At 69.3% G+C, this 25,065-nt stretch carries 27 protein-coding genes; 15 read left to right on the top strand and 12 right to left on the bottom strand.

Annotation, left to right across the window (positions count from 1 at the left end):
- Positions 1 to 14: 14 nt before the first annotated feature.
- Together G6N60_RS26680 and G6N60_RS26685 are read right to left on the bottom strand one after the other, a co-directional pair.
- A complete protein-coding gene (locus G6N60_RS26680; protein ID WP_163743066.1) occupies positions 15 to 428 on the bottom strand; it encodes an EVE domain-containing protein in 414 nt (137 codons plus the stop codon).
- Between the two features lie 279 nt (positions 429 to 707).
- Entirely contained in the window at positions 708 to 1,037 is a 330-nt protein-coding gene (locus tag G6N60_RS26685; RefSeq protein WP_246241068.1) for a WhiB family transcriptional regulator, read from the bottom strand.
- Positions 1,038 to 1,480: 443 nt separating this feature from the next.
- Here G6N60_RS26685 and G6N60_RS26690 point away from each other — a divergent pair, with 443 nt between their 5' ends.
- Positions 1,481 to 2,173: a transcriptional regulator gene (locus G6N60_RS26690; RefSeq protein WP_246241071.1), complete on the top strand. Its 693-nt coding sequence runs from the start codon at positions 1,481 to 1,483 to the stop codon at positions 2,171 to 2,173.
- A gap of 6 nt (positions 2,174 to 2,179) precedes the next feature.
- On the opposite strand, the gene G6N60_RS26695 is transcribed toward G6N60_RS26690, so the two are convergent.
- A complete protein-coding gene (locus G6N60_RS26695; protein WP_163743072.1) occupies positions 2,180 to 2,683 on the bottom strand; it encodes a pyridoxamine 5'-phosphate oxidase family protein in 504 nt (167 codons plus the stop codon).
- A 220-nt stretch (positions 2,684 to 2,903) separates the two neighbouring features.
- Here G6N60_RS26695 and G6N60_RS26700 point away from each other — a divergent pair, with 220 nt between their 5' ends.
- Positions 2,904 to 3,227 (top strand): histone-like nucleoid-structuring protein Lsr2, encoded by a 324-nt coding sequence (locus tag G6N60_RS26700; RefSeq protein ID WP_163743074.1) that lies wholly within the window; start codon positions 2,904 to 2,906, stop codon positions 3,225 to 3,227.
- A gap of 138 nt (positions 3,228 to 3,365) precedes the next feature.
- Entirely contained in the window at positions 3,366 to 4,265 is a 900-nt protein-coding gene (locus G6N60_RS26705; RefSeq protein ID WP_246241333.1) for a cation diffusion facilitator family transporter, read from the top strand.
- An 8-nt stretch (positions 4,266 to 4,273) separates the two neighbouring features.
- Here G6N60_RS26705 and G6N60_RS26710 read toward each other — a convergent pair whose 3' ends face one another.
- Positions 4,274 to 5,749 carry an AAA-type ATPase lid domain-containing protein gene (locus G6N60_RS26710; RefSeq protein WP_246241073.1) on the bottom strand — a complete coding sequence of 492 codons (1,476 nt, stop codon included), beginning with the start codon at positions 5,747 to 5,749 and terminating at the stop codon, positions 4,274 to 4,276.
- Positions 5,750 to 5,917: 168 nt separating this feature from the next.
- Between G6N60_RS26710 and G6N60_RS26715 the strand changes: the two genes are divergently transcribed.
- Genes G6N60_RS26715 through G6N60_RS26730 form a run of 4 tightly spaced genes read left to right on the top strand, consistent with a single transcriptional unit; the run spans position 5,918 to position 9,078 of the window.
- The gene (locus G6N60_RS26715; protein WP_163743078.1) at positions 5,918 to 6,955 is read left to right on the top strand and encodes an amidohydrolase family protein; all 1,038 of its coding nucleotides are present in this window, start codon (positions 5,918 to 5,920) and stop codon (positions 6,953 to 6,955) included.
- 1 nt (position 6,956) lies between these two features.
- A complete protein-coding gene (locus G6N60_RS26720) occupies positions 6,957 to 7,691 on the top strand; it encodes an iron-sulfur cluster assembly protein (RefSeq protein ID WP_163743080.1) in 735 nt (244 codons plus the stop codon).
- A 28-nt stretch (positions 7,692 to 7,719) separates the two neighbouring features.
- On the top strand, positions 7,720 to 8,745 hold the full coding sequence (locus G6N60_RS26725; protein WP_170312605.1) for an NAD(P)-dependent alcohol dehydrogenase: 1,026 nt from the start codon (positions 7,720 to 7,722) through the stop codon (positions 8,743 to 8,745).
- 12 nt (positions 8,746 to 8,757) lie between these two features.
- Positions 8,758 to 9,078: a putative quinol monooxygenase gene (locus tag G6N60_RS26730; protein ID WP_163743084.1), complete on the top strand. Its 321-nt coding sequence runs from the start codon at positions 8,758 to 8,760 to the stop codon at positions 9,076 to 9,078.
- Here G6N60_RS26730 and G6N60_RS26735 read toward each other — a convergent pair.
- A complete protein-coding gene (locus G6N60_RS26735; RefSeq protein ID WP_163743087.1) occupies positions 9,075 to 9,809 on the bottom strand; it encodes an SDR family oxidoreductase in 735 nt (244 codons plus the stop codon). The genes G6N60_RS26730 and G6N60_RS26735 overlap by 4 nt on opposite strands.
- A gap of 89 nt (positions 9,810 to 9,898) precedes the next feature.
- Between G6N60_RS26735 and G6N60_RS26740 the strand changes: the two genes are divergently transcribed.
- The 3 genes from G6N60_RS26740 to G6N60_RS26750 all read left to right on the top strand — a co-directional run bounded on the left by G6N60_RS26740 (position 9,899) and on the right by G6N60_RS26750 (position 11,372).
- Positions 9,899 to 10,474, top strand: a complete 576-nt coding sequence (locus G6N60_RS26740; RefSeq protein WP_246241075.1) for a TetR/AcrR family transcriptional regulator — start codon at positions 9,899 to 9,901, stop codon at positions 10,472 to 10,474.
- Positions 10,475 to 10,500: 26 nt separating this feature from the next.
- Positions 10,501 to 10,827, top strand: a complete 327-nt coding sequence (locus tag G6N60_RS26745; protein WP_163743089.1) for a DUF732 domain-containing protein — start codon at positions 10,501 to 10,503, stop codon at positions 10,825 to 10,827.
- A 197-nt stretch (positions 10,828 to 11,024) separates the two neighbouring features.
- Positions 11,025 to 11,372: a hypothetical protein gene (locus tag G6N60_RS26750; protein WP_163743091.1), complete on the top strand. Its 348-nt coding sequence runs from the start codon at positions 11,025 to 11,027 to the stop codon at positions 11,370 to 11,372.
- 10 nt (positions 11,373 to 11,382) lie between these two features.
- Here G6N60_RS26750 and G6N60_RS26755 read toward each other — a convergent pair whose 3' ends face one another.
- Positions 11,383 to 12,573: an alpha/beta hydrolase gene (locus G6N60_RS26755; protein ID WP_163743093.1), complete on the bottom strand. Its 1,191-nt coding sequence runs from the start codon at positions 12,571 to 12,573 to the stop codon at positions 11,383 to 11,385.
- 80 nt (positions 12,574 to 12,653) lie between these two features.
- On the bottom strand, positions 12,654 to 13,448 hold the full coding sequence (locus G6N60_RS26760; RefSeq protein WP_163743095.1) for a lysophospholipid acyltransferase family protein: 795 nt from the start codon (positions 13,446 to 13,448) through the stop codon (positions 12,654 to 12,656).
- A 148-nt stretch (positions 13,449 to 13,596) separates the two neighbouring features.
- Here G6N60_RS26760 and G6N60_RS26765 point away from each other — a divergent pair, with 148 nt between their 5' ends.
- Both G6N60_RS26765 and G6N60_RS26770 read left to right on the top strand, forming a co-directional pair.
- A complete protein-coding gene (locus G6N60_RS26765) occupies positions 13,597 to 14,613 on the top strand; it encodes an undecaprenyl-diphosphate phosphatase (RefSeq protein WP_372511022.1) in 1,017 nt (338 codons plus the stop codon).
- 182 nt (positions 14,614 to 14,795) lie between these two features.
- Positions 14,796 to 16,331 carry an LCP family protein gene (locus tag G6N60_RS26770; RefSeq protein ID WP_170312581.1) on the top strand — a complete coding sequence of 512 codons (1,536 nt, stop codon included), beginning with the start codon at positions 14,796 to 14,798 and terminating at the stop codon, positions 16,329 to 16,331.
- On the opposite strand, the gene efeB is transcribed toward G6N60_RS26770, so the two are convergent.
- The 5 genes from efeB to G6N60_RS26795 form a co-directional block, all read right to left on the bottom strand.
- A complete protein-coding gene (gene efeB / locus G6N60_RS26775; RefSeq protein WP_263992442.1) occupies positions 16,324 to 17,649 on the bottom strand; it encodes an iron uptake transporter deferrochelatase/peroxidase subunit in 1,326 nt (441 codons plus the stop codon). The genes G6N60_RS26770 and efeB overlap by 8 nt on opposite strands.
- Complete coding sequence (gene efeO, locus G6N60_RS26780) at positions 17,646 to 18,899, bottom strand: iron uptake system protein EfeO (RefSeq protein ID WP_163743097.1); 1,254 nt, start codon at positions 18,897 to 18,899, stop codon at positions 17,646 to 17,648. Before efeO ends, efeB begins: the two co-directional genes overlap by 4 nt.
- The gene (gene efeU / locus G6N60_RS26785; protein ID WP_163743100.1) at positions 18,862 to 20,442 is read right to left on the bottom strand and encodes an iron uptake transporter permease EfeU; all 1,581 of its coding nucleotides are present in this window, start codon (positions 20,440 to 20,442) and stop codon (positions 18,862 to 18,864) included. The genes efeO and efeU overlap by 38 nt, the downstream gene beginning before the upstream one ends.
- A 117-nt stretch (positions 20,443 to 20,559) precedes the next feature.
- The gene (locus G6N60_RS26790) at positions 20,560 to 20,925 is read right to left on the bottom strand and encodes a winged helix-turn-helix transcriptional regulator (RefSeq protein ID WP_163743101.1); all 366 of its coding nucleotides are present in this window, start codon (positions 20,923 to 20,925) and stop codon (positions 20,560 to 20,562) included.
- A 75-nt stretch (positions 20,926 to 21,000) separates the two neighbouring features.
- Complete coding sequence (locus tag G6N60_RS26795; protein WP_163743103.1) at positions 21,001 to 21,636, bottom strand: FMN-dependent NADH-azoreductase; 636 nt, start codon at positions 21,634 to 21,636, stop codon at positions 21,001 to 21,003.
- A 116-nt stretch (positions 21,637 to 21,752) separates the two neighbouring features.
- On the opposite strand from G6N60_RS26795, the gene G6N60_RS26800 reads away from it, so the two are divergent.
- From G6N60_RS26800 to G6N60_RS26810, 3 genes are all read left to right on the top strand, one after another.
- Complete coding sequence (locus tag G6N60_RS26800) at positions 21,753 to 23,405, top strand: peptide chain release factor 3 (RefSeq protein WP_163743105.1); 1,653 nt, start codon at positions 21,753 to 21,755, stop codon at positions 23,403 to 23,405.
- A 32-nt stretch (positions 23,406 to 23,437) separates the two neighbouring features.
- Complete coding sequence (locus G6N60_RS26805; protein WP_246241078.1) at positions 23,438 to 24,397, top strand: squalene cyclase; 960 nt, start codon at positions 23,438 to 23,440, stop codon at positions 24,395 to 24,397.
- 61 nt (positions 24,398 to 24,458) lie between these two features.
- Positions 24,459 to 25,064 carry a ClpP family protease gene (locus G6N60_RS26810; protein WP_163743124.1) on the top strand — a complete coding sequence of 202 codons (606 nt, stop codon included), beginning with the start codon at positions 24,459 to 24,461 and terminating at the stop codon, positions 25,062 to 25,064.
- Position 25,065: the final 1 nt, after the last annotated feature.

Genomic DNA, 25,065 nt, shown 5'->3' on the forward strand with positions numbered 1-25,065 from the left:
GAGTAGCTCCGGCGTCACTGCGTCATCGCGGCCCGAATGACGTCGAAGTCGTGCTGGTCGATCGAGAAGACGCCCGATCGGAACCGGAACCCCCACCGCGACGTGTCCTCGATGAAGGTCAGCTGATCGAGCAGCGGTCGAATGGGTGTCTCGGCGCACGGAATGAACTCCATCCGGCGGCGATACGGCTGAAATTGCGGGTCGAAGTCCTCCTGGTACACCTCGTCGTCGCACACCCGTCCCAGTGCGGTGAAGGCCTGCAGGCGATCGCCGTCGGGGTAGTCGGTCTTGGGCGAGTAGAAGACGATCCAGTCGTCGCGCTCCATCCGGCGGAGCATGTGCGGTCTGCCATGATTGGCCTGCGTGAAGCCGCCCGCCACGCCGCGCAGCACGTGGCCGCGGCTCACGGTGTTGATCCAGTACGTCATGGCGCCAAAGCTAGGGGCGCTCACCGACAATCATCGCCCGTCATCCACAGGCTGGCGCGAAGTCATCCACAGACCACGAAGCCGCCGATGCTGATGCATCGGCGGCTCGGGCGACGGCACCGCCATGGCGCCTCACGGCAGGTGGTCGCTCTAGGCGACGAATTTAGTTGGTACCCGGGGCATGTCCGGCACCGTCGGCAATAGCTTAACCACGGATCGGCACCCGGGTATTCCGAACCGCCGTCATTCGAGGTCGGCGGGGGTGGCCCGCGGACGGAGTCAGGCCGTTTCCAGGAACTGTTCGACGAAGACGCGCCGTCGACGGATCGGCTGGCCGTGGCGCTCGGCCAGTTCGCGCAACTGGCGCAGCGCATGACCGCGGCCCCGCCCCGACTCCGGCACCACGATTCCCGCCCAGAGGCCCTCGGCCCGCGGCAGTTCGACGGCCTCGCGGGCACACACCCAGCGCCGCGGGCACGAGCGGCAGATGGCCTTGGCGTCGTCGTCGGCCGTGGTGGTCCATCGCTCGGGGTCCTTCGTGCACTCGCCGAGGGGCAGCCCGTCGAGGCCGACGGGGGTGGACGCTCGTTCGCCATTCGATGCCTTCAAGACCCTGCTCCTTGTCTCCGGTGAGGCGGCAGCGCAGCCGCGCGGAGGGGAACCTATCGACGCAACCGTAGCGATGCAATGGTTGAACGGGGTTGCACACGTGCGGTTGCTCGAGACGTCCGCGGCAACGGGGCCCGTCACCATAACTGGGCAAACCCGTTGTCGCGCCGCTCATCTCGCCTCGTCGAACCGTGGTGACGTCTGCGGGCGCCGCCATGTTCGCGTGGCATCGACACGGTTCGAAAAGCTCTGCATCGGCAGGGTCGGTAGAGCTGCTACGGTTGCTGCGGGCGGTCTGGCCGGCCCTGCGCGACGACGCAGGACGGTGATCGCCCACCGTCCAGCGCACCTGATCATCGAGGACTCACCGGACAATGACAGCGCCACCGTCGACGTCACGTCATCGGCATGCGGATCCCGGCACCGTCGCGACGGACCCAGGCATGGTGCGGGCCGGTGCGGCTGCGGCGGCGCGGCGCCGGGAGCTCGACATCAGCCAGCGCAGTCTCGCCGCCGAGGGCATCATCAACGCCGGCGCCCTCATCTCCTTCGAGAAGGGGCGCAGCTGGCCGCGCGACAAGACCCGGGCCAAGCTCGAGGACGTCCTGCGCTGGCCGCCGGGGACCATCGATCAGATTCGGTCCGGTGCCCCCGCCGCCCGCACCGACGTCCGGGCCGAATTCGCTGCGGACGCGGCGCACTCGGACGAGGGATCGCTGATCTCGGAGGCGGTGGTGGCCGCGGTCAATGCGCTGGGATCGGCCATCGCCGCCGTGCCCGCCCGCGACCATCCCGAGTTCATCCCTAGGCTTTCGGCAATCCTGGCGGACCTTCGGCAACTCGAGGGGGTAGCCACCCGCGCGACCAAGGTCGGCAGGGTCACCCCGGCCTTGATCCGGGCGCTCAGCGCGGTCCGCGGACGGATCGACGACGTCACGCTGCTGGCGGCGACCTCACCGGACGCCACCCTGGGGCAACGGCTCTACGCCGCCCGTCGACGGGCGAACCTCACGATCGCCGAGACGGCTCGCGCTGCCGGGGTCGCGGAGGAGGACGTCGTGTCCGTCGAGTCCGAGCGTGCGATCACCGGCGTGGCAGCCGACCTCCTCGAGCGCCTGCTCGGCCAGCTCGACTGAGGCCGATCAGTTCAGGTACTGCGCGGTCGACCCCGCGACCGGCATCTCGCCGAGGCCGAGCTTGCGGTGATCCCAGCTGCGCAGCCGGTCGGCCGCCACGCGCACCGCGATCCGGTTGTTCATCATCTGATCGACGTAGGGTCTCAGGTCCTCGGTGTACGGCCCGGTGTAGCGCTCCCACACGCTGATTCCCACGCGCAGGAGCAGGTCCGGGTCGCTGTCGACGATCTCGGCGTGGCCGTCGATCGACACGCCGCGCAGGGTGCCGTAGGTGTCGCCGTCCTCGATCAGCACCGTGAGGGTGGGGTTGCGGCGGAGGTTGACGGCCTTCTGCGACTTCGCCTTGGTCTCGAACCAAATCTCGCCGTCGATGATCGCGTACCACATGGCGACGAGGTGCGGCTTGCCGTCGGCCGACAGCGTCGCCAACGTGGCGGTGCGGCTGTGATCGATGAACTCGACGATCTCCTCGTCGGTCATGACGATCTTCGAGCGCTCGTTTCTTCCCATCGGTCATCCCTACCAGCGGCCCCGGGGCCGGCGACCACCGGGCTTGGGTTCGCCGCGCCGACCGGCCCGTCGCCCGCGCCGGCGGCGTCGCGTTCGCTCGCGGCGGCGACGAGAGGGTCACCCAACACGCGCTCCCGGCGAGCCGCAGGTCATTGACGACCCCGTCAAAGGCCTACTATGGGGGACGCTTCGACAGCATGACGATGGGGGTTCGCGAGCTGTGGCGAGAAAGACCGTGGTCGAATGGGTCGACGACATCGATGGCAGTGCGGCATCGGAGACGGTGACCTTCACCATCGACGGGTCCCGGTATGAGATCGACCTGTCCGAGAAGAACGCGGCCAAGCTCCGCGACGTCATGAGCGGTTGGATCGAGGCGAGCCGGCGGTCGACGCATCGCCGATCCCGCGCATCGGTCCCCAAGCACGACTCCTCGGAGTCGACGGAAGCGCGAAAGTGGGCCATCGACAACGGGTTCGACGTCGGACCTCGCGGCAGGCTGCGCTCCGAGGTGCTCGACGCCTACCGCTCCCGCTCCGACTAGGACCCTCCCCTCCGACGAAAGCATGCCGATCCATGCATGTGTCGAGGTAGGCTCGGTGGCGTTACGTCCGTGCGCACCGAAGGGGGGACCCACCTCGTGGGAGACGACACGCACGGCCACGACGGGCACTCCCACGGGGTGACCGCCGACGCGGACCGCACCTGGCTGACCATCGCCCTGGTCCTCATCGTCGGCTTCATGGCCGCCGAGGTGGTCGTGGGCGTGCTGGCGGGTTCGCTGGCCCTCATCACCGACGCCGGGCACATGCTGACCGACGCCGCGTCGATCGTGCTCGCGCTGGCGGCGATCCGGCTCGCCGCCCGGCCCGCCCGCGGCGACTACACCTACGGCCTCAAGCGCGCGGAGATCCTCTCCGCCCAGGCCAACGGCATCACGCTGCTGCTCCTGGCGGCGTTCTTCGTCTTCGAGGGCGTCCGGCGCCTGTTCGTCCCCGGCGAGGTCGAGGGTGCGCTGGTCTTCGTCACCGCGCTCGTCGGCATTGCGGTCAACGTCGCGGCGTCCTGGAGCATCAGCAAGGCCAACCGGTCGAGCCTCAACGTCGAGGGCGCGTTCCAGCACATTCTCAACGACCTCTACGCCTTCATCGCCACCGCGGTCGCAGGGGCCGTCGTGTGGTTCACCGGCTTCGCCCGCGCCGACGCGATCGCCGCCCTGATCGTGGCGGCGCTCATGGTCAAGGCGGGGTGGGGCCTGGTCCGGGCGTCCGGCCGCATCTTCCTCGAAGCCGCTCCGCGCGGAGTCGACCCCGAGGCGGTCGGTGCGGAACTGGCGGCCGTCGGCGCCGTCGTCGAGGTGCACGACCTGCACATTTGGGAGATCACGTCGGGTGAGGCCGCACTGTCGGCGCACGTGCTCGTGAGTGAGGGCGTCGACTGCCACGCCGTCCGAAACGGGCTCGAGCAGATCCTGCACGACCGCCACCACATCGACCACACCACGCTGCAGGTCGACCACGCCTGCGTCGACGATCCCGAAGAACACTGCGTCGAGCCGCACGGGCAGTCCTACCGAGGCTAACGCGGGCGCTACGTCCGCACCTTGATCCCGTACTGACTCAGCTTGCGGTACAGAGTCGCTCGACTCATGCCGAGTTGGCGCGCCGCCTCGGCCATCGTGGGTCCGCTGCGCGCGGTCAGCACGCGGACGATCTCGCCCCGCTCAAAAGTCTCGATGCGCGACAGATGTCGGGATGGCCCGGCCAGCACCTCCGGCGGCAGGCTGCCCACGTCGATGACGTCGGTCCGGTTGGCGGCGTGCGCGACGACCCTGGCGAGTTGGTCGACGTTGCCGGGCCAGCCGTAGTTCTGCAGGGCACGCGACGCGGCGGGGCTCACGACGACGTCGCGCCCCCGGGCCCGCTTGGCGATGTGGGCGGCGAGTGGGAGTACGTCGTCGGGCCGCTCGCGCAACGGCGGCACCTCGACCACGGCGTCGACGAGACCCGCCAGGGCCGGGGGGACGTCCTCGAAGCGTTCCGCGGTCACGGCGAACGGCACCGCCGACTCGCGGCGCGAATGCAGGACCAGATCACGCAGTCGGTCGGCCACCCACGACGGCAGCATGTCGACGTCGCGCACGACGACGGCGGTGTGCTCCTTGCCCAATTCCGGGGCCCACAGCCCGAGCCAGGTCTGGACGTCCGATGCGTCGGGGACGCCTGCCGACAGGATGCGGTCGCGCGGATAGGTGTGCCGGGCCGCCTGCGCGAGGAGCGTGGACCGGCCTGCTCCGGGTTCACCGATGGCCGCCACCACACTGCCCTCGGCCATCGCCCGCTCGGCCACCCCGACGGCGTCGTTCCAGGCGGCGGAGAGGTCGTGCACACTGCCCGATCCCGGTTCCAGGCGCGGGACCTCGACGCGGAACACCTGGCCGCGCGGCGTTCTGCGCGGGCGGCGTCCATTCGTCCGCGCCAGCATGAGGGCGGCGGTGTTGCTCGCCGCCGAGCGCGCCAGCGCGAGCAGCAGCTCGCTCGACGATTGCGACCAGGTCGTCAGGTTGACGCACCCCTCCAGGCGTCCCGTCGAGGCGTCGAGAACCGGGACCGCGGCGCAGGTGAACGTGCACAGGCTCGCCGCATAGTGCTGGTCGGCACGGACCAGCGTCGGGGTCCGGTCGGCCAGCGCCAACCCGAGACCGTTGGTGCCAACGGCACGCTCCGAGTACGCGAAACCCGGCGCGAGATGCACGTCGTCGAGGGCCCTCAGCAGGGCGTGGTCACCGCTCATCCGGCTCAGGACCACGCCGTCGGAATCGGTCAGCATCAGACTCACCGGCTCGTCGGCCAGCGTGCGGTGCAGGTCGAGCAGCACTTCGTTGCCGCACTCGACGAACAGCGACTCCACGTTGTCCGTGCCGGTGAAGACGGGTTCGACGCCGTCGGGCGGAACGCCGTAGTCCTCGCTGCGCTGCCAGGACGCTAGCAAGCGCCGGGGCACCTCGGGTGTCCCGCCGTGCTGCAGCTGGTGCAGCTTCACTCGCTCGGGTAGGCCGTCATTCACGCTGTGATCCACGTTACAACCAGCCTGCCGGGCACCGCCTGCCCCGGCCGTCTCAGATTGAGACGGTCGAGGCCACCGCGCATCCCGCGGGCGCCCATAGGCTCCGGTCAGTCGGTGTGACAGCCCTCACACCGAGTCGTGCACGTACCGCACCCCGGGAGTAACCACATGTATCGCAAGGACGGCAACAGCTACTTCATCGTCGACGCCCACGTCGCGCTGTGGGACGCCAGGCCCGAGAACCAGCGCAACATCCACGGCAAGCAGTTCATCGATTGCTTCTACGACTACCACCGCAACCTCTCCCCCGAGTCCGAGGTGTGGGGTTACGACGAGTACCTCTACCAGGGCGGTCAGCGGCTGATGGCGGACCTCTTCACCAACGGGTACGTCGACCACGCGATCTTCCAGCCCGCGCACCTCGGCGAGTTCTACTACAAGGGGTTCGGGCAGACCGACGAGGCCTTCGAGCTCGCCTCCCAGCACCCCGACAAGCTGACCTACAACCACCACTTCGACCCGCGCAACGGCGAAGCCGGACTGGACCAGTTCCGCGAGGACGTGGCGAAGTACGGCCTCAAGGGCGTCAAGCTGTACACCGCCGAGTGGCACGGCGAGTCACGCGGCTGGCGGATGGACGACCCGTGGGCCTACCGCTACTTCGAGGCCTGTCGCGAGCTCGGCGTCACGAACATCCACGTGCACAAGGGCCCGACCATCCGTCCGCTGGACCGCGATGCCTTCGACGTCGCCGACATCGACCACGTCGCGTCGGACTTCACGGACCTGAACTTCGTCGTCGAGCACTGCGGCCTGCCGCGGCTGGAGGACTTCTGCTGGATCGCCACCCAGGAGCCGAACGTCCACGCCGGCCTCGCGGTCGCGATGCCGTTCATCCACACCAGGCCCAAGTACTTCGGGCAGATCATCGGCGAGCTGCTCTACTGGATTGGCGAGGACCGCATCCAGTTCTCGTCGGACTACGCGATCTGGACGCCGCGGTGGCTGATCGAGGCGTTCGTCGACTTCGAGATGCCCGCCGAGCTGTCCGAATACGCGCCGCTGACGACTGATCAGAAGAAGAAGATCCTCGGGCTCAACGCCGCCAAGATGTACGACATCCCGGTGCCCGCCGAGCTTCGGCTCGCCGACGCCGACGAGACCGCCACCGGTCCACGGGGCGCCGACGACCTCGTCGAGGCCTGACGTGCGCCGCGAACTCGTCGTGAAGGCTCTCGACGCCGTCATCGACCCCGAGCTGGACGAGCCCATCACCGATCTCGGCTTCGTCCATTCGGTGATGGTGACGCCGAGCGGAAACGTGCGGGTCCATCTGCGACTGCCCACGTCGTTCTGCGCGCCGAACTTCGCCTACCTGATGGCGTCGGATGCGAAAGACGTTCTGCTGGCGCTGGATTGGACGCGGCACGTGGTCGTGGAGCTCGACGACCACCACGACTCCGACATCATCAACACGGGGCTGGCCGCCGATGCCGGCTACCGGGGCACGTTCGGCCACGAGGCGGAGGACGGCCTCGACGAACTGCGCGTGACGTTTCGGCGCAAGGCGCACACCGCGGCCATGGAGCGCTGCCTCACGGCGCTGCTGCGCACCGAACCGCAGCGACCGGTCTCCGGACTCGGCGCGGTCCGCTTGGGGGAGTTGCCCGACGACGACGCCACCGCCTCGCTGCTGCGGCGACGGGCCGCCATCGGGTTGTCCTGCGCACCAGACGATCTGGTGATGGTCGATCATCACGGCGACGGTTACGCACCCGACGTGGTACCGATGGCGCTGCGCCGGGCGAGGTCCACCAGGATCTCCATCGACGGCAACGCCCACTTCTGCCGGGGGCTGCTGCGCACCCGCTACGAAGACGGCGGAAGCGAGACGATCAACGAGCCGGCGGCCTTCATTCCAGTGTCCGCCCTCACCCGCTAACGAGAAGGGAACCCGCGTCATGAGCACCATGCGAGCCGTCCAAGTGGTCGGCTACCACCAGAATCTCGAGCTGGCCGACGTCGAGAAGCCAACGCCGACGGGTCCGTTCGACGTCGTCGTCAAGATCGGCGGGGCCGGTGTCTGCCGGACCGACCTCCACATCCTCGAGGGCCAGTGGGCCGAGAAGTCACAGGTCCAACTCCCGTACACGATCGGGCACGAGAACGCGGGCTGGGTCGAGGCCATCGGCTCGGCGGTCACCAACGTCGCCGAGGGCGACAAGGTCATCGTGCATCCGTTGATCACCTGCGGCCTGTGCCGGGCCTGCCGGTCCGGTGACGACGTCCACTGCGAGGCGAACGCCTTCCCCGGCATCGACACCAACGGCGGGTACGCCGACTATCTCAAGACCTCGGCGCGCAGCGTCGTGAAGATCGACGATGCGCTGGAGCCGTCCGACGTCGCCGCCCTCGCCGACGCCGGCCTGACCGCGTATCACGCCGCCGCCAAGGCCGCCAAGCGCCTCACCCCGCGCGACCGCTGCGTCATCATCGGCGCAGGGGGCTTGGGCCACATCGGGATTCAGGTGCTCAAGGCGCTGACGCCCGCGGAGCTGATCGTCGTCGACCGCAACCCCGAGGCGCTCAAGCTCGCCGAGGCGATCGGCGCCGACCGTGGCGTGGTCGCCGACGGGACGCACGTGGATCAGGTGCTTGACCTCACCGACGGGCACGGGGCGGAGGCCGTCGTGGACTTCGTCGGCGAGGGCGGTGCAACCCGCGAGGGCGTCGCGATGCTGCGCGGGGCGGGCGACTACTACGTCGTCGGCTACGGCGAGAACATCGACGTGCCGACCATAGACATCGTCTCCAGCGAGATCAACTTCATCGGCAACCTGGTGGGCTCCTACAACGACCTGTGCGACCTGATGGCACTCGCCGCCAGGGGTTCGGTGAACCTGCACACGCAGAAGTACGAACTCACCGATTTTCAGTCCGCCATCAGCGATCTCGACAACGGCAACGTCCGCGGTCGCGCCATCCTCATCCCGTAAGGAAGCACTGCAGTGATATTCATCGTCGTGAAGTGGACGCCCAAGCCCGAGCACGTCGAGGACTTCCCGAACCTCGTCGCCGACTTCACCAAGGCCACCCGCGCCGAGGCGGGAAACCTCTTCTTCGAATGGTCGCGCAGCCTGGAGAATCCCGCGGAATACGTTCTGGTCGAGGGTTTTCGGGACGGCGACGCCGGTGGCGAACACGTCAACAGCGAGCACTTCAAGGCGTTCACCGCCGCGGCGCCCAGCTTCTTGGCTTCGACCCCCGAGATCATCAGCCAGGCGATCGACGCCGACGGCTGGGGTGAGATGGGCGAGATCACGGTCTAGCCGGGCACGAAGCCCTCGAGCCGCTCGGCGAGGTAGGCGTTCAGCTCCTCCGAGCTCGCGGCCAGGCGCGACTTGACGTCTCGCGAGTCGTCGTCGGCGTACACCTCGAACGCACCACTGATGACGCCGTCGAGACCCTGCGCGACGACGCTCGCCGCGCTGACCTTCGGCACGTCCCAACGCGCCGACATCGGCGTGTCCACCATGCCGACGATCAGGCCCGTGACACTGGTCTGCTGTGCAGCCAGCTCGCCCCGGGTGGCATTGGTGGCCGACCAGGCGGCGGCCTTCGACGCGGCATAGATCGTCGGCAGCGGCAGCCACGCAGCGAGCGAGAGCACGTTGAGGAGGGCGCCGCCGCCGTTGGCGGCCAGCACGGGCGCGAAGGATCTCGTCACGCGTAGCGTCCCGAAGAAGTTGGTCTCGAAGATCCGACTGGCGAGGTCGTCGTCCCAGGCCACGACCGACGCGTCCCCCTCGGGAGCGATGCCGGCGTTGTTGACCAGAAGGTCGACGTCCGACGCCGTCTTCGCTGCCGCGTCGACGGACGCGGCGTCGGTGATGTCGAGCGCGAGTGACACGACGCGATCGTCGCCCCACGTCCGGGGGGACCGGGCTGCCGCGTACACCTTGCTGGCACCGCGATCGAGGGCCTGTCGCACGAATTCCTCTCCGAGTCCACCATTCGCGCCAGTGACGAGCACCGTTCTGCCGTCGAGTCGTTCCGTCATCGTCTCTCCGCTGTTAGGTTTGTGGGGAGTGTCCCCACTTCGATTATGTGGGGAGACTCCCCAGTTGCGCAAATGTTCGGGAGGTGGTCGTGAGCACACCGCGGGCACGCCCCCTGCGTGCCGACGCCCGTCGCAACCGCGACGCGATCCTCAACGCCGCCCGGGAGATGTTCGACACCGAGGGCATCTTCGTGCCGATCGATTGCATCGCCACCGCAGCAGGCGTGGGCAACGCCACCCTGTACCGCAACTTCCCCACCAGGAACGACCTGCTCGCCGCCGTCATCGACGACAGCGTCGGCGACCTGCTCGCCGCTGCCGACGCGCTCGCGCGCGACCTGTCCCCGGCCGACGCATTGCGCGAGTGGCTTCGTCAGCTGGCCTGGCAACTGCGCATCTGGAACGACCTGCCGACCTGCATCGCGACCGCCGTCGACGACGACGCCTCCCCGGTGCAGGACGTCTCCGCCCGGCTCATCGCCCGCACCGGGGACTTCCTCCACCGGGCCAGCGCCGCCGGATCGGCCTCGCAGTCGGTGTCGGCCCACGAGCTGTTCGAGCTCGTCGTCGCCCTCTCCTGGGCGATCGACCGCTTCGGCGACGACCAGGAGCACGCCCGCCACCGGGTCGAACTGGCCACCGCCGGGGTCTTCGCGCCGAGGTAGGTCGCGCGAGCATCTAAGCTGACCGGGTGCGGCAGATCTGGATGGCAATCGTGGTGGCCTGTTGGGCGGTGGCGTTACCTCTCGCCGGCCCGGCGCGCGCCGACACCGGCGACCAGCAGTATCTCGACCTGCTCAAGTCCATGGGGCTGAGCTGCGACCAGAACGTCTTCAGCTGCCCCGACGGCGATGCCACGTTGATCTCGTTCGGTCGCCAGATCTGTCGGCAGCTCCACGGCGGCAACTCCGCGAGGTCGCTCAGCACGATGATCGTCCGCAGCCAGCCGACCGTGCAGACCGATCAGGCGGTCAAGCTCGTCGCCGCCGCGAAGACCGCCTACTGCCCCGAGGATTAGCCCGGGCACTCTGGAGGCGGGACCGCTAAGCTACAGGGGCGGTTGAGACGACAGCCTTGCCACCTCTGGCGCGTAGCCGGAACGGCATCTCTCCCCGCGAATTCTGATCGGTCATCGTGAACGGTTCATCGAGCGACCCTGCACTTCCCCTGCCCCCCGGCTGCGTCGCGTGCGACGGCACCTGGGTGCGAGCCCACATGCGCAGTGTCGCAGTGGTTCTCGGCATCACCGGGCGGCTTCGGCCCGACGGCGTCGAAGTCTTGGCCGCCCACCTCGCGCGGTTCACCGCCCTGGGCGATCCGTTGGTCGTCGACGTGGCCGAGCTGCGGATCGAGGACGGCGAGAGCGTGCGGCGACTCGTGTCGATCCTCGACGCCGAATGCCACCTCCACGCCACCGACTGGGTGCTGGTGGCCGACACCGCTGCGCGCCAGCTACTGGAGGGCGCCGACGAGGCCGTCCTGCACGCCCGCTCAGTGCCCGACGCGCTGCAGCACTTCATCGGCGCGATCAGCAGCCGCCGCAACCTCCGGCTGGCGACGTAGCCCGACCGGCTCAGCCGACCACCTGGGGCACCCGACCGGCCTGCCGACGCCGGACCCCGCGCAAGAACGTGCTGGTCGCCTCGAGGGCGGCCTGCGTACTCCACCGGTCGGTGAGGTCGAAGCCGTGCCCCGCCGCGGGGATCTCGAGGTAGTGGACCGGCGCCGAGGACACCTCGCGCAACTCGTGGACGAAGGCATGGGCCTCCCGCACCGGGATCACCCGGTCGGTCGCGCCGTGCACGACGAGGAACGGCGGCGCGTCGGCGTGGACCCGCTTGATGGGCGAGGCGGCGTCGAACACGTCGGGGTGGCGGCTCGAGCTCTTGCGCACGACGAACTGCTCGAGGAAGCGCACGAACTCCTCGCCGTCGCGCGTGCTGCGATCGGTCCAGTCGTAGCGGCCGTAGAGGCTGACAACGGCGTTCACCGACGGATCCGCGCCGGCGGGCAGTTCGGCGTTGAAGTACTCGTCCTGGGGAGCCAGCCCCACCAGCGACGCCAGGTGGCCACCCGCCGAGCAGCCGGCAAGCGCCACGAACGAGGGGTCACCGCCGAAGTCGCCGATGTGAGCGCGCGTCCACGCGACGGCGGCGCGCACGTCGCGAATGTGGCGTGGCCAGCGATGCCGCGGCGCCACCCGGTACTGCACCGATACGCAGACCCAGCCCTGTTCGGCCAGGTGCGACATCAGGCTGTAGCCCTGCAGCTGGCGTCCGCCGTGCAGCCATCCACCGCCGGGGACGAAGACCAGGACGGGGGCAGGCCCGTCGAGGTCCCGGCGCCGCCAGACGTCGAGCACCTGCTCGGGCGCGTCGCCGTAGTGCACCGAGCTGCGGTGTAGGTACCGGCTGCGCAATCCGCGGGCCCTGAGGTAGGGGGCGAGCCGGTCGGGCGCCGGCCACGACGTCGCCGGCTCGTCACTCAAACCCAGCAGTGCCATGTCCGAAAGCGCTTGCAGCTCACCATCTTCCGGCGGAATCCTGGTGTGGCCACGGATTTGCGTGGCGGCACCGTTGAGCCAGGCCGCCGTGCCGGGCGCATTGCGCCGCAGCCACGCCCCCGCCACCACCGCGGTCCCGAGCGGTTCCAGTCGGCGGCCGACGACCGGCATCGCGGCCGCCACGTCGCTACACGCGAGCGCGACTCCCAGCGGAGTGATGCGCCGCCTGGCGAAGACGTCGGCCAGCTTCGACATTGTCATTGACCGAACGTACTGACCGCTTCGGCAACTGTAAAGCGGTGCGGCGCCTGCCGAATGGCTCGTCACCGCTCGTCACGGACCTACCCGAGGACGGGGAACCGGCGCTTGCTGGCAAGTCGGTCCAAGGCGGCCTGCATGACCCCCCGCACGTACGCGTCGACCTCGTCGACGTCGGGATCGTCGCCGAACCGGGCCCGCACGTCGATGGGCTGCTGGACCTCCATGACGATCTTGGTGGGCAGCGGCAGGTTGGGCGGCAGCACCGTGGTCAGCCCGAACGGCACCCCGAAGGTCAGCGGGAGCGCCTTGAGCCGGATCCGATGCAGGCCGAGGCGCTTGGCCACTCGATCGCCGCGGGCGAGGAACAGTTGAGCCTCCTGGCCGCCGATCGACACCACGGGCACGATGGGCACGTCGGTCGCCAGGGCGGTGCGGACGTAGCCCGTCCTGCCCTGGAAGTCGATGGTGTTGGCCGTCCTGGTCGGTCGGAACGCGTCGTAGTCCCCGCCGGGGAAGACCAGCACCACGCCCCCGGAATGCAGTGCCTTCGCCGCGTTCTCCCGGGACGCCTCGATGCCTCCGGCGCGGGAGAACACCGCTCCGAGCGGTCCCATCAGCACCCCGTAGTGGGCCAGGATGTACAGCGGACGGTCATACCCGAAGGCGTCGTAGAAGGCGGGCGCGAAGATCAGCACGTCGGGGGTGAGCACACCGCCGGAGTGATTGGACACCACCAGCGCCCCACCGCTGCTCGGCAGCGCCGAAAGACCGTTGACCTCCGCGCGGAAGTACTTCTGGACCAGGGGCCCGACGAGGTTCTTGAACTGCCTGGTGAAGACCGGATCCCACTTGGCGGTTTCCTCGTCGTCGGCCATGGTTCTCCCAGCTTCGGCGCGACGGCGCGCCGGTCGTTGCGGCTGAGCGTAGCCACCGGTGACGGCGCAGATCGGCGAATCGGGCCATGCCCCGCCAACACGTTTTGCCCACCGCCGTTCAGCAAACTCTCAGCACGGCACTGGGAGGATGGCTGGCGCGGACCCGCCGCCACCGACCCCACATGGGAGGAGCTCCCTGGTGAGCAGTCTGAGCTATCTCGAAGCGACCGTCGTCGGCGCGTTCCAAGGCGTCACCGAGCTGTTCCCCGTCAGCAGTCTCGGCCACTCGGTCCTGGTGCCGGCGCTGATCGGGGGTCGCTGGGCGCGAGATCTGAACGTCTCGGCGCCCGAGTCGCCGTATCTAGCCTTCATCGTCGGCCTGCACGTCGCGACCGCTGCGGCCCTGCTGCTGTTCTTCTGGCGGGACTGGGTGCTGGTCCTAACGGGTCTCTACACGTCCGTGCGCTACCGCAGGATCCAGACCACCGGCGAACGTCTGGCCTGGCTGCTCATCGTCGGCACCATCCCGGTCGCGATCGCCGGGCTCGCGTTGGAGCACACGTTCCGCACGACGCTGGGCAGGCCGATTCCGGCGGCTGCCTTCCTCGTCGTCAACGGGGTGCTGCTGTATGCGGGCGAGCGGCTGCGCCGCCGCGTCGACGCCGGGCCCGACCGTCGATCGGCCGGTGCGAACCCGATGATGGCCGGCGGCGAGGCGGCGGCCGCTCGACGCCGCGCAGAGACCACGACCGCGACCCAGGACAGCGGCATCGACGAGCGGCTCGCCCAGACCCCGCTGGGCCGGGGTGCGCTGATCGGGGCGGCCCAGGCGCTGGCGCTGCTGCCGGGGATCAGCCGGTCCGGGGTGACGATGACCGCCGGGCTGCTGCGTGGCCTGACGCACGACGAGGCCGCCCGGTTCTCGTTCCTGCTGGCCACGCCGGTGATCCTGGCGGCGGGGGTGCTCAAGCTGCCCGACCTGTTCGGCCCGCTGGGCGCGGGCATCGGGGGTCCGGTGCTGGCGGGCAGCGTCGCGTCCTTCGTCAGCGCCTACTTCGCGGTCCGGTTCCTGACGAAGTACTTCCACACCAGGACCCTGACGCCGTTCGCGGTGTACTGCGTGCTGGCCGGGATCGCCAGCCTGCTGTGGCTGACGTTGCGCTGACGACGCCAAGTGGCGGCGGGCGGACGGGTCGAACTACGCTGTGAGCTGCATTGGGCCGGGTGTGGTGACCTAGCGACCGTCACGGCCGAGCCGAGACCGTCGAGCGTCATCCACCACACTCGCAGCCCCATCCGAGGTTCCTCCCGGATGGTGGAGTCGGCGATCGAGCGAAGGTGGCGGTGATGAGTGGACGGCCTCGTCGCCACTCGATGCCGCCGGGGCCCCGCCGCGTACTGGTGTCGCGGATCGTCCGCGGTGCGCTCGCCGTCGCGACGGCCGTCGTCGTCGCGGCCACCGGCGCTGGCTGGTGGACTCTGCACGGGTTGTTCAACGGCATCACGGTGAGTCAGGCGCTGGGCGCCGACGCGCCGCGTTCGACGGGCAGCGCGATCAACATCCTGCTCATCGGCCTGGACTCCCGCAAGGACCAGAACGGCAACGACCTCCCCCAGGAGATGCTCGACCAGTTGCACGCCGGGGACTCCACGTCCGGTGGCTACAACACCAACACGCTCATCCTCGTGCACCTCGCCGCGGACGGGAACGTCGAGGCCTTCTCCATACCCCGGGACGACTACGTCAGCGTCGCCGGCATCGTGCCGGGCTACCACCACATCAAGATCAAGGAAGCGTACGGGCTCACCAAGGCCGACGAGGAGCAGAAGCTCGCCGACGAGGGCGTCACCGATCAGGCGGTGCTGGAGAAGCAGGGTCGCGAGGCCGGCCGCAAGGCGACGCTGGCCGTCGTGCGATCCCTCACCGGAGTCCCCATCGACTACTTCGCCGAGGTCAATCTCGCCGGGTTCTACGACGTCGCCGAGACCCTGGGCGGCGTCGAGGTCTGCCTGAATCATGCCGTCCACGACGACTATTCGGGTGCCGACCTGCCCGCGGGCCACCAGACGCTCGATGCGCAGCAGGCGCTCGCCTTCGTCCGCCAGCGCCACGGTCTCGACAACGGCGACCTCGACCGCACCCACCGCCAGCAGGCCTTCCTGATCTCGGTGATCCATCAGCTGCAGGACTCCGGCTCGTTCAGCGACATGGGCAAGCTCGACGCGCTGATGGGTGTCGCGCGCAAGGACATCGTGTTGTCGGCCGGCTGGGACCAGAGCCTGTTCCGTCGGATCGGCGAACTGGCGGGCGGACAGGTCCGCTATCAGACCCTCCCGGTGGTGCGGTATGACACCGTCGATGGCCAGGACGTCAACATCATCGACCCCGCGGCGATCCGGTCGCTGGTGGCCAGGACGTTCTCCGACACCGGATCGACCGACGCCTCGACCCCGACGGTGACGCCTGCTCTGCCACCCTCGGAGGTCACCGTCGACGTCGTGAACGCAGCGGGCGTCACCGGGCTCGCGACGGAGACGTCGAACATGTTGAGCCGCAACGGCTATCGCCAGGGCGAGCTCGATGCGACGCGCACCGGGGAGACGGTGACCGGGGTGGCATATGGGCCGGGGGCGGACGCGTCCGCGCACGCCATCGCCACGACGCTCGGCATCATCGCCGCGCCGCAGCCGCGCCGCGATCTGGCCCCCGGTCACGTCCGCGTCGTGCTCGGCGACGGTTACGAACTGCCCGCCGACGCCACCAGCCTCGCGACGGCACCGTCCGGCGGCGAGTCACTGGGCATCGACGTGGAGGGTTCCACCGATCCCGCTCCCGATCAGGGCGTGCCGATCAGCGGTGGCGGCATCCCCTGCGTCAACTAGCCGTGAAGAGCTGCTGCGCGAGGTAGTGGCCCTTCTCCGGCGCCGGAGGCACCGCGAAGATCGCCGACCCCACGTGGCGGATGTACTCGTTGAGCAGATCGTGTGCGCCGAGGCGGTTCTGCAGCTGGACGAAGTGCTGCGGATCGTTCTGGTAGGCGATGAACAGCAGACCGGCGTTGAGTTCGCCGTTGGCGTCCAGTCCGTCGGTGTAGTTGTAGCTGCGGCGGCGAATCATCATGCCGCCGTTGTTCTCTCGCGCCGCTAGCGCGACGTGCGACACCGGATCGATCACCGGATCGCCGGTCGACGTCTTCGCGGCGAAGTTCGGCGTGTCCATCTCGTGGGCGCCACTGAGTGGGGAGCCCTCCTCCTTGTGGCGTCCGATGATCTGCTGTTGGTTGCCGACCCGGTCGGTGTCCCACGTCTCCAGCAGCATGCGAATCTTGCGCACCACCTGGTAGGTGCCGCCCTCCATCCACGGCTGGTCGCCGTTCTGGACCCAGACGAACTCCGAGTACTGCTGGTCGGTCTGGATGTTGCGCGTTCCGTCCTTGAATCCCAACAGGTTTCGTGGGGTCTGCTGGCCGGGTCCGGCCGAGGCGCGACCGAAGCCGAGCACCGCCCAGAACGGCGTGACGACACTGCGGCCGAGGCGGGCCAGGTTGCGCACGGCGTGGTAGCAGACCTGCGGGTCGTCGGCGCAGGCCTGCACGGACAGGTCGCCGCCGGTGAACTTCGGGTCGAGCGTGTCCCCGTTCAGGGTCGGCAGCGCGGAGAACGCCGCCGGCTTGTGGGGCGCGAGGCCGAAGCGGTCGTCGAACAGCGTGGGGCCCAGACCGATCGTCACCGTGAGGCTGGCGGGACTCAGCCCGGCCGCCTCGCCCGTGTCGCCGGGCGGGGCCACGCCGTTGCTCGGCTGCACCGCACCCACCGAATTGCCTTGCTGCAGAACGGCGGCCGCGGCCGACCAACGCGCGAGCAGGGTCTGCAGAGAACTCTTGGTCGCGGTGTCCGCCAGCGTGAACGTCATGAAGACCGTGTGACGCTGCGGCTGCGTCTCGATCCCACCCTGATGGCCCGTCCCGTAGTACGGATAGCTGCGATCCAGGTCGACGGTGTCGGTGTCGTCCACCGTCGCCGCGTCCGACGTCGCCATGGCCCACGCCGCCGAACCCCCGCCCGCGGCACCGACGACGGCCCCACCCAGGCCGGCGAGCAGGGCCCCGGAGAGCATGCCGCGCCGGCTCACCCCCGGGGGAGCCGCGGCTCCCCCGGGAACGCCGTCGTCGGTGGGCGTCTGCCCGTGACCCGTCGTCACGTCGCCGAGACCACCTTCTGCGCCACGGTCGCGAGGCTCTCGTGCAGCGGCTGGATGACGGCGGTCAGCTTGGGGGCGTCGGTGCCGCGCAGTTCGGGGGTCCACGTCCGGTAGCCGCCGAGGGCCGCCGGGTCGCGGTAGCCATCGAGCGTCGTCAGCACCGACTGGAACTGCCCGTCGAGGGTGGCCACCAGCGCCGGGTCGATCTTCTGCAGGCCCGGGCGCAGCGACGCGTATGCCTGCTGGGCGCCCTCGACGTTGCCGGCGAAGTCGACCAGGTCGATGTGGCTGAAGGCCTCCTCCTCGCCGGTGATCTTGGTGTTCTGCACTTCCTCGATGAGGTCGGCCGCGCCGTTGGCGAGGTCCTCCGGCTTGAACTGCAGCGGTGCGACGACGTTCACCAGACGGCCCACGTTGCCGACGAGCTCGGTGCTCAGCGCCTTCGTGGTGGGGGTAATCGCATTGCCCTGGAACAGGTCTCGCTCGATGGCGTGGAAGCCCTTCCAGCCCACCTTGGCGTCGACCGGAGTGGACTCGCGCATGTCGATCAGGTAGTCGAGATTGCCCGCGTTGTCGTCGACGGCGAAGCCCGGCAGGACGAAACCGTCGACGCTGGACTCGGCGCGCTCGTAGAAGGGCCGGGCCTGCGCATAGGCGGCCTTGGCGTCATTGAGTTTGCCTGCCTGGATCGCGGCATCGAGCGCCTTGACGCCGCTGTCGAGCTGGTTCACCTGATCGACCACGTACGCCGAGTACTCCTTGGTGCCGCTGGCCAGAATCGTCGGCACCGTACCGGTGGGTGCGGCGGCCGCCTGACCGGTGACGGTGAGGTCGAGGTACTCGTTGCTCGCGCCAGGGCAGTAGATCCGGTACTGACCGCCGTCGAGGGTGGCGGTGAAGCTCACGGGATCCAGTCCGGGGGCCAGGTTCTCCTTCTCCCCCACGATGCGCTGGTCCTTGAGCAACTCCATCTCGGTGATGCCGGGCGCGCTGGCGTTGGTGACCTTGAAGGTGACCGGGCCCGCGGGCACGCTCGTCGCATCGGCGGCGCAGCCGTCCTTGCCGCCGTCGTTGGCGAGTGTGACGTTGACCGTGTTGACCCCGTTGGTGGTGCTCGGCGCGGAGCTGCTCTTCGCGGCGGTCGTGCTGGAGCCACAGGCGCTGACGGTCAGCGCGGTCGCGGCCGCCACGGCGGGCACCGCCCACAGGACTTTACGAGACAGTGACCTCGGTGCGGGCAGGTGATTCATGGTGTCGTCGTTCCCTTTCGTTCTTGGAGACAGTGCGGTTCGTGCGGACCGCGGCGAGCACGACCAGTGCGGCGGCGATGGCGAAAACCGTTGGCAGCCATACCGTCCAGAGCGTTCGTTCGGACCGATCGAGCGCGGATCGCGCGATCTGGGTGGCGATCTGATGATCGTCGTGGGGTGCCGTCGCCCAGTCGGTGGCGAGACCGCCGACGCTGACGGTCTTCGACCCCGTCAGTCCGCCGCCGCGCAGGGTTGCGACGCGGGTGCTGGCGCGGTCGGCGGTGACCACGGCGTCACCGTGGGCCAGCACGGTGTAGACGGTGCTGGCGCTCCACTGGGCGTCGAACGGGCCGGGCGCGCGGGCGCCTCCGAGGCCGACGGGAAGCCGGCCGCCGGCCAGGTTCGCCAACTGCGCCAGGCTGATCGGGTTCGTGGGGACGCCGGGATCGGCGGGGACGGTCGCCTGCCACACGTCGACGTCGACGCCGTCGACGGACTGCTGACCCGCGGCCGCCAGGGGCACCCGATCGGCGCCGGCGACGAGCACGCGGTCCGCCCCCTCGGTCCGCAGGGTGGCGCTCACCGCGTCACCGGCCGCGGTGGTGGCGGTCCGGGTCGGGCCCGGGGCCGCACCCACGTCGTCCGGGACGAGGAGCGCCATGCCCGCGGCGATGATCGCGAGTCCGGCGGCCACCCCCCAGGTCAGACGGCGTTTGGCCGTCGACCCCGGCGCCCAGCGGGCGGGCCACAGGAAGACGACCAGCACGGGGATCGCGTACAGCAGCCAGCCGATGACCTCGATCAGCCGTGGGTCCGCGGGGATCCCGAACATGCCCGTCACGATCGCGCCGAGGAACGACTGCGTCGGCATCCAGGACGAGAAGTCGAAGGTGCGCGCCTGGCCGACCTCGATCCAGCCGGCCTCGTGGGCCGTGCGGAGGCTACTCGCGACGAGACCCGCCGCGATGAAGACCAGGAAGACGCCGGTGACGCGGAAGAAGCGGCCGAGGTTGAGCTTGAGGCTGCCGAAGTAGATGCCGACGCCGATCGCGACGGCCGTGGCTATCCCCGCGGCGCCGCCGAGGACGGCGAACCAGCGATTGCCGTGGGACGCCTGGGCCGCCGCCAGCAGGAACACCGCGGTCTCAAAGCCCTCCTTGAGCACCGCGAGGAACGCCATCACGGCCAGGGCGAACGCACCACCACCGTTGATCGCGCGCGCGGCGTCGCGTTCCAGCTCGCCCTTCATCCGAAAGGCGTTGCGGTTCATCCACAGGATCATCGTGGTCACGAAGACCACGGCGATGGCGCCGATGACCGTCTCGAGCATCTCCTGCTGGCGCTGCGGCAGCGACGCGGACAACAACTCCAGTCCGACGCCGACGCCGACGCTGATCAGCACGGCGAGGCCGACACCAGCGAACATCGGGCGGACGGGGTTGCCGTTGCGGGCGAGGAAGGCACCGATGATGCTGACGATGAGCGCGGCCTCGAGGCCCTCCCGCAGACCGATGAGGAACGTGCCCACGAAGATGCCCTGCACGTGTCTCCCGTCGTTGACTGACCGGAGGTTAGGTTAGGCTTGCCGATACTTCAACCAACAGGGCAGCGTCGCGATCCGCAGGCGATCCACAGCATTTCGTCCAGGCAAGGCCCAGCGTCAGCTCGCCGCGTCGGCGCTCCGGTCCAGGGCGACGCGCTCGGAGTGCTCGACCTCCATGCCGAACTGCATCAGGGCCCGCACGACGGGCTGGCACGCGTGGCCCAGATCGGTCAGCACGTACTCGCAGCGCGTCCCGTACGACGCCTGGTAGGGCCGCTTGTACATCAGCCCGGCGGCGACGAACTCCTTGAGTCGAACCGACGCCGTCATGCTCGAGAGTCCCGCCCTGGCGACGAGGTCGTCGAACCGGCGCGCGCCGAGGAACGCCTCCCGGAGCAGCGTCATCGCCGAACGGGTGCCGATCAACTCCAACGCGACCTCCATGGGGCACCTCTCGGTACCGGTCGCCCACTCGCCAGCCATGCCGCCGAGGCTACGGAGGACACGCCGTCGATCACCCGCCCAAACGGTCGCCCACAGAACACTCCAAGCGATTGCCTATCGGTTGGCCAGCGCCTCGAGTTCCGCACGCGCCCTGGCCAACCCGGCCTGCTGCTCGGCCACGAACTCCCCCATCGCTGGAATGCGTTGGGCCAGAGTCAGTTCGGCGACCACGAAGGTGACCCGCATGCCGAGCGCCGCGCCGAGCACCTGGTTGAGCACGGGCGTCACGAAGTCCAGCCCGGCGCCGGGCGTCCCCGGACCGTAGCGGTCGCCACGGCTGCACACGACCACCACCGGCTTGCCCGCCAGCGGCAGCGTGGGTTCGTCATAGGGGGCCGTCACGCCCGGCACGTGCAGGTAGTCCAGCCACGCCTTCAGGGTCGAGGGCACCGTCCACTGATACATGGGCGCGCCGATGACGATCGTGTCGGCGGCCATCGCCTCGGCGATCAGCGCCTGCTGCAGCTCCTCGGCGCGCGGATCGGCCACCTCGCCCGCCAGACGCAGCCGTGGCGCCCAGTGCAGCGCGTTGGTCGGCAGATGGGGCAGCGGGTCGCGGTGCAGGTCGCGCCGCACCACGGTGTACTCCGCACCCCTGTCCCGCCAGGCGTCCGCGAAGTGCTCGGTGAGCGCGCGGCTCGTCGAGTGTTGGAGGTCGGCGGAGGAATCGAGCTGCAGCAGTGAGGGCATGGCCCAATCCTCGCACCGCCCGGTGGGGAAGGGGCGCCGCGAACCGCGTCTGACGTGCTGCTCCGCCTGCAGCGATTTATCAGATCGGTCCGCGGGCGAATACCATCGAGGACGCAATGACCGAGGACATCCTTCAGGCGCCCACCGCTGCGACGAGCACGGACGGGCCCGCCACGAGCCGCGTGACCGCGGAGGCCCGACGCCGACGGACCTTCGCCGTCATCAGCCACCCCGACGCCGGCAAGTCCACCCTGACCGAGGCGCTGGTCCTGCACGCCAACGTCATCACCGAGGCCGGCGCGATCCACGGCAAGGCGGGCCGTCGGGCGACCGTCTCGGACTGGATGGAGATGGAGAAGGCCCGCGGCATCTCGATCACGTCGACCGCGCTGCAGTTCCCCTACCGCGCCCCCAGCGGACAGGACTGCGTGATCAACCTGCTCGACACCCCGGGCCACGCCGACTTCTCCGAAGACACCTACCGGGTGCTAACGGCCGTGGACTGCGCGGTCATGCTCATCGACGCGGCCAAGGGCCTGGAACCGCAGACGCTCAAGCTGTTCGAGGTCTGCCGACTGCGGCGCATCCCGATCATCACCGTCATCAACAAGTGGGACCGGCCCGGCCGCGACCCGCTGGAGCTGATCGACGAGATCCAGTCGCGCATCGGCCTGCGGCCCACCCCGCTGACGTGGCCGGTGGGCATCGCCGGGGACTTCAAAGGCGTGCTCGATCGACGCACCGGCAACTTCATCCGGTTCACCCGCACCGCGGGCGGCGCCAAGGCCGCGCCCGAGGAGCACATCACCCCCGACCGGGCGCACGCCGCCGCCGGCGACGACTGGGACAACGCGGTCGAGGAATCCGAACTGCTGTCGGCCGACGGCTCGGACTACGACCAGGACACCTTCCTCGGCTGCGAGACGACGCCGCTCCTATTCACTTCTGCCGCACTGAACTTCGGCGTCAACCAGTTGCTCGACGTCCTCGTTCAGCTCGCCCCGGCACCACACGGCCAGCTCGACACCGAGGGCCACCGCCGGCCCGCCGAATCCCCGTTCAGCGCCTTCGTCTTCAAGGTGCAGGCGGGCATGGACTCCGCACATCGCGACCGCATCGCCTACGCGCGGGTCTGCTCGGGCACCTTCGAACGCGGCGAGGTGTTGACGCACGCCACGACGGGCAAGCCCTTCGTCACCAAGTACGCGCAGTCGGTGTTCGGGCAGCAGCGTTCGACGCTGGACACCGCATGGCCGGGTGACGTCATCGGCCTGGCGAACGCGAACGTCCTTCGCCCCGGCGACACCCTCTACCGCGACGTGCCGGTGCAATACCCGCCGATCCCGAGCTTCTCCCCCGAGCACTTCGCCGTCGCGCGAGGCACGGATCCCAGTAAGCACAAGCAGTTTCGCAAGGGCATCGAACAGCTCGAGCAGGAGGGCGTCGTCCAGGTGCTGCGTTCGGACCGTCGCGGCGATCAGGCGCCCGTCTTCGCTGCCGTCGGCCCGATGCAGTTCGAGGTGGCCAGCCATCGCATGGCTGCCGAGATGAGCGCACCGATTTCGCTGGAGTCGCTGCCCTACACCGTGGCGCGGGCCGCCTCCCCGGAGGACGTCGACTTCCTGTCCCGCCAGCCCTCCGTCGAGGTCTTCACCAGAACCGACGGCGTCATCCTCGTCCTGTTCTCGACGAAGTGGCGGCTCGAGGGGTTCCAGCGCGACAACCCGAACGTCGTGCTGCAGTCCCTGGTCGCCGCCGGCGACGACTGACCTCCCAAGAGCTCCGCCGCTACAGTCAGGCGGTGGTGTCGGCAACGGTGACGACCTGGCTCCTCGATTCCGACCCGGCATTGCGCTGGCAGGTCGAGCGAGATCTCCTGCGGCGACCCCCCGAGGTGTGGGAGGCCACGCGGGCGAGCATCGCGACCGAGGGTTTCGGAGCGCGCCTGCTGGCCCACCAGGACGCCGACGGCCAGTGGGCCGGCGGCGCGTTCTTCCCGGCCGACTTCTCCCCCGAGGAGGAGCAACCGTGGACGGCGACCACCTGGTCGCTCAATGCGTTGCGGGAGTGGGGCCTCGACGCCGCGGTACTTCGGGAGCGGCGAACGGCCGAGCTGCTCGCCGCGAACAGTCGGTGGGAGTACGAGGACCTGCCCTACTGGAGTGGCGAGGTCGACTGCTGCATCAATTCCTGGACCGTCTCGAACGGTCTGTGGCTCGGCGCGGACGTCACCGGACTCGTCGACTGGTTCGTCGAACACCAACTGCCCGACGGTGGCTGGAACTGCGAATGGGTCGAGGGCTCGACGCGGTCGTCGTTCCACTCGACGCTCAACTCGCTCAAGGGGTTGCTGGACTTCGATGCCGCGACCGGCGGCACGGACGCCTCGCGGGCGGCTCGGCAGGCGGGCGAAGAATATCTGTTGCGCCGCAATCTATTTCGTCGACTGTCCACCGGGCAGCCGGTGGCGCCCTGGGTCGATCACTTCACCTATCCCATGCGGTGGCGCTACGACGTCCTGAACGCGGCCGACTACTTTCGGCGGGCAGCCCGGGTCGACGGCACCCCGCCCGACCCGCGGATGGCCGAGGCCATCGCCCTCATCCGCGCCGCAGGCCAACCCGACGGCACCTGGCGACAGGGCGACGTCCAGCCCGGCCGGATGTGGTTCGACGTCGACGTCCCGGCCGGCGAGCCCTCGAAGTGGTTGACGCTGTTCGCCATTCGCGTGCTGCAGTGGTGGGACGCCTCGCTGCCGTGAGCGGATCCGCCTGCGGCAGATCCGGTGGCGGCCTGGCCGTGCGCGCTGCCATCGTCGAGGCATGACATCGACCACCGTTCCCGATCCCGTCACCGAACACCTACTCAATCGCCTGCAGAACCAGCGCATCGTCCAACTCGGCCAGCAGGTCGACGACGCGATCGCCAACACGCTCTGCGCGCAACTCCTGCTGCTGGCCGAGGACGACCCGCGCCGCGACATCCTCTTCCTGATCAACTCACCGGGCGGATCGGTGTCGGCGGGCCTGGCCATCTACGACACCATGGTCGCCATCAAGCCCGACGTCGTCACCGTCGCGATGGGCCTGGCCGCCAGCATGGGCCAGGTACTGCTGGCCGGTGGGACGCCCGGCAAGCGATATGCGTTGCCGCACAGCATGATTCTGATGCATCAAGGTTCGGCGGGCGTCCAGGGCACGGCCATCGACGTCGAGATCCAGGCCAAGAACCTGGCACACGTCAAGGCGGTGATGAACGGTCTCAACAGCACCTTCACCGGCCAGTCGGTGGAGCGCATCGAGGCGGACTCCGACCGCGACCGCTGGTTCACCGCCGAGCAGGCCCGAGAGTACGGGTTCGTGGACGCGGTGGTGTCGTCGCTCGACGAGATCCGCCCCGCGGGTCGCAACTCGGGGCTCGGGTACTGAC

The sequence above is a fragment of the Mycolicibacterium madagascariense genome (genome assembly GCF_010729665.1).
GTDB lineage: Bacteria > Actinomycetota > Actinomycetes > Mycobacteriales > Mycobacteriaceae > Mycobacterium > Mycobacterium madagascariense.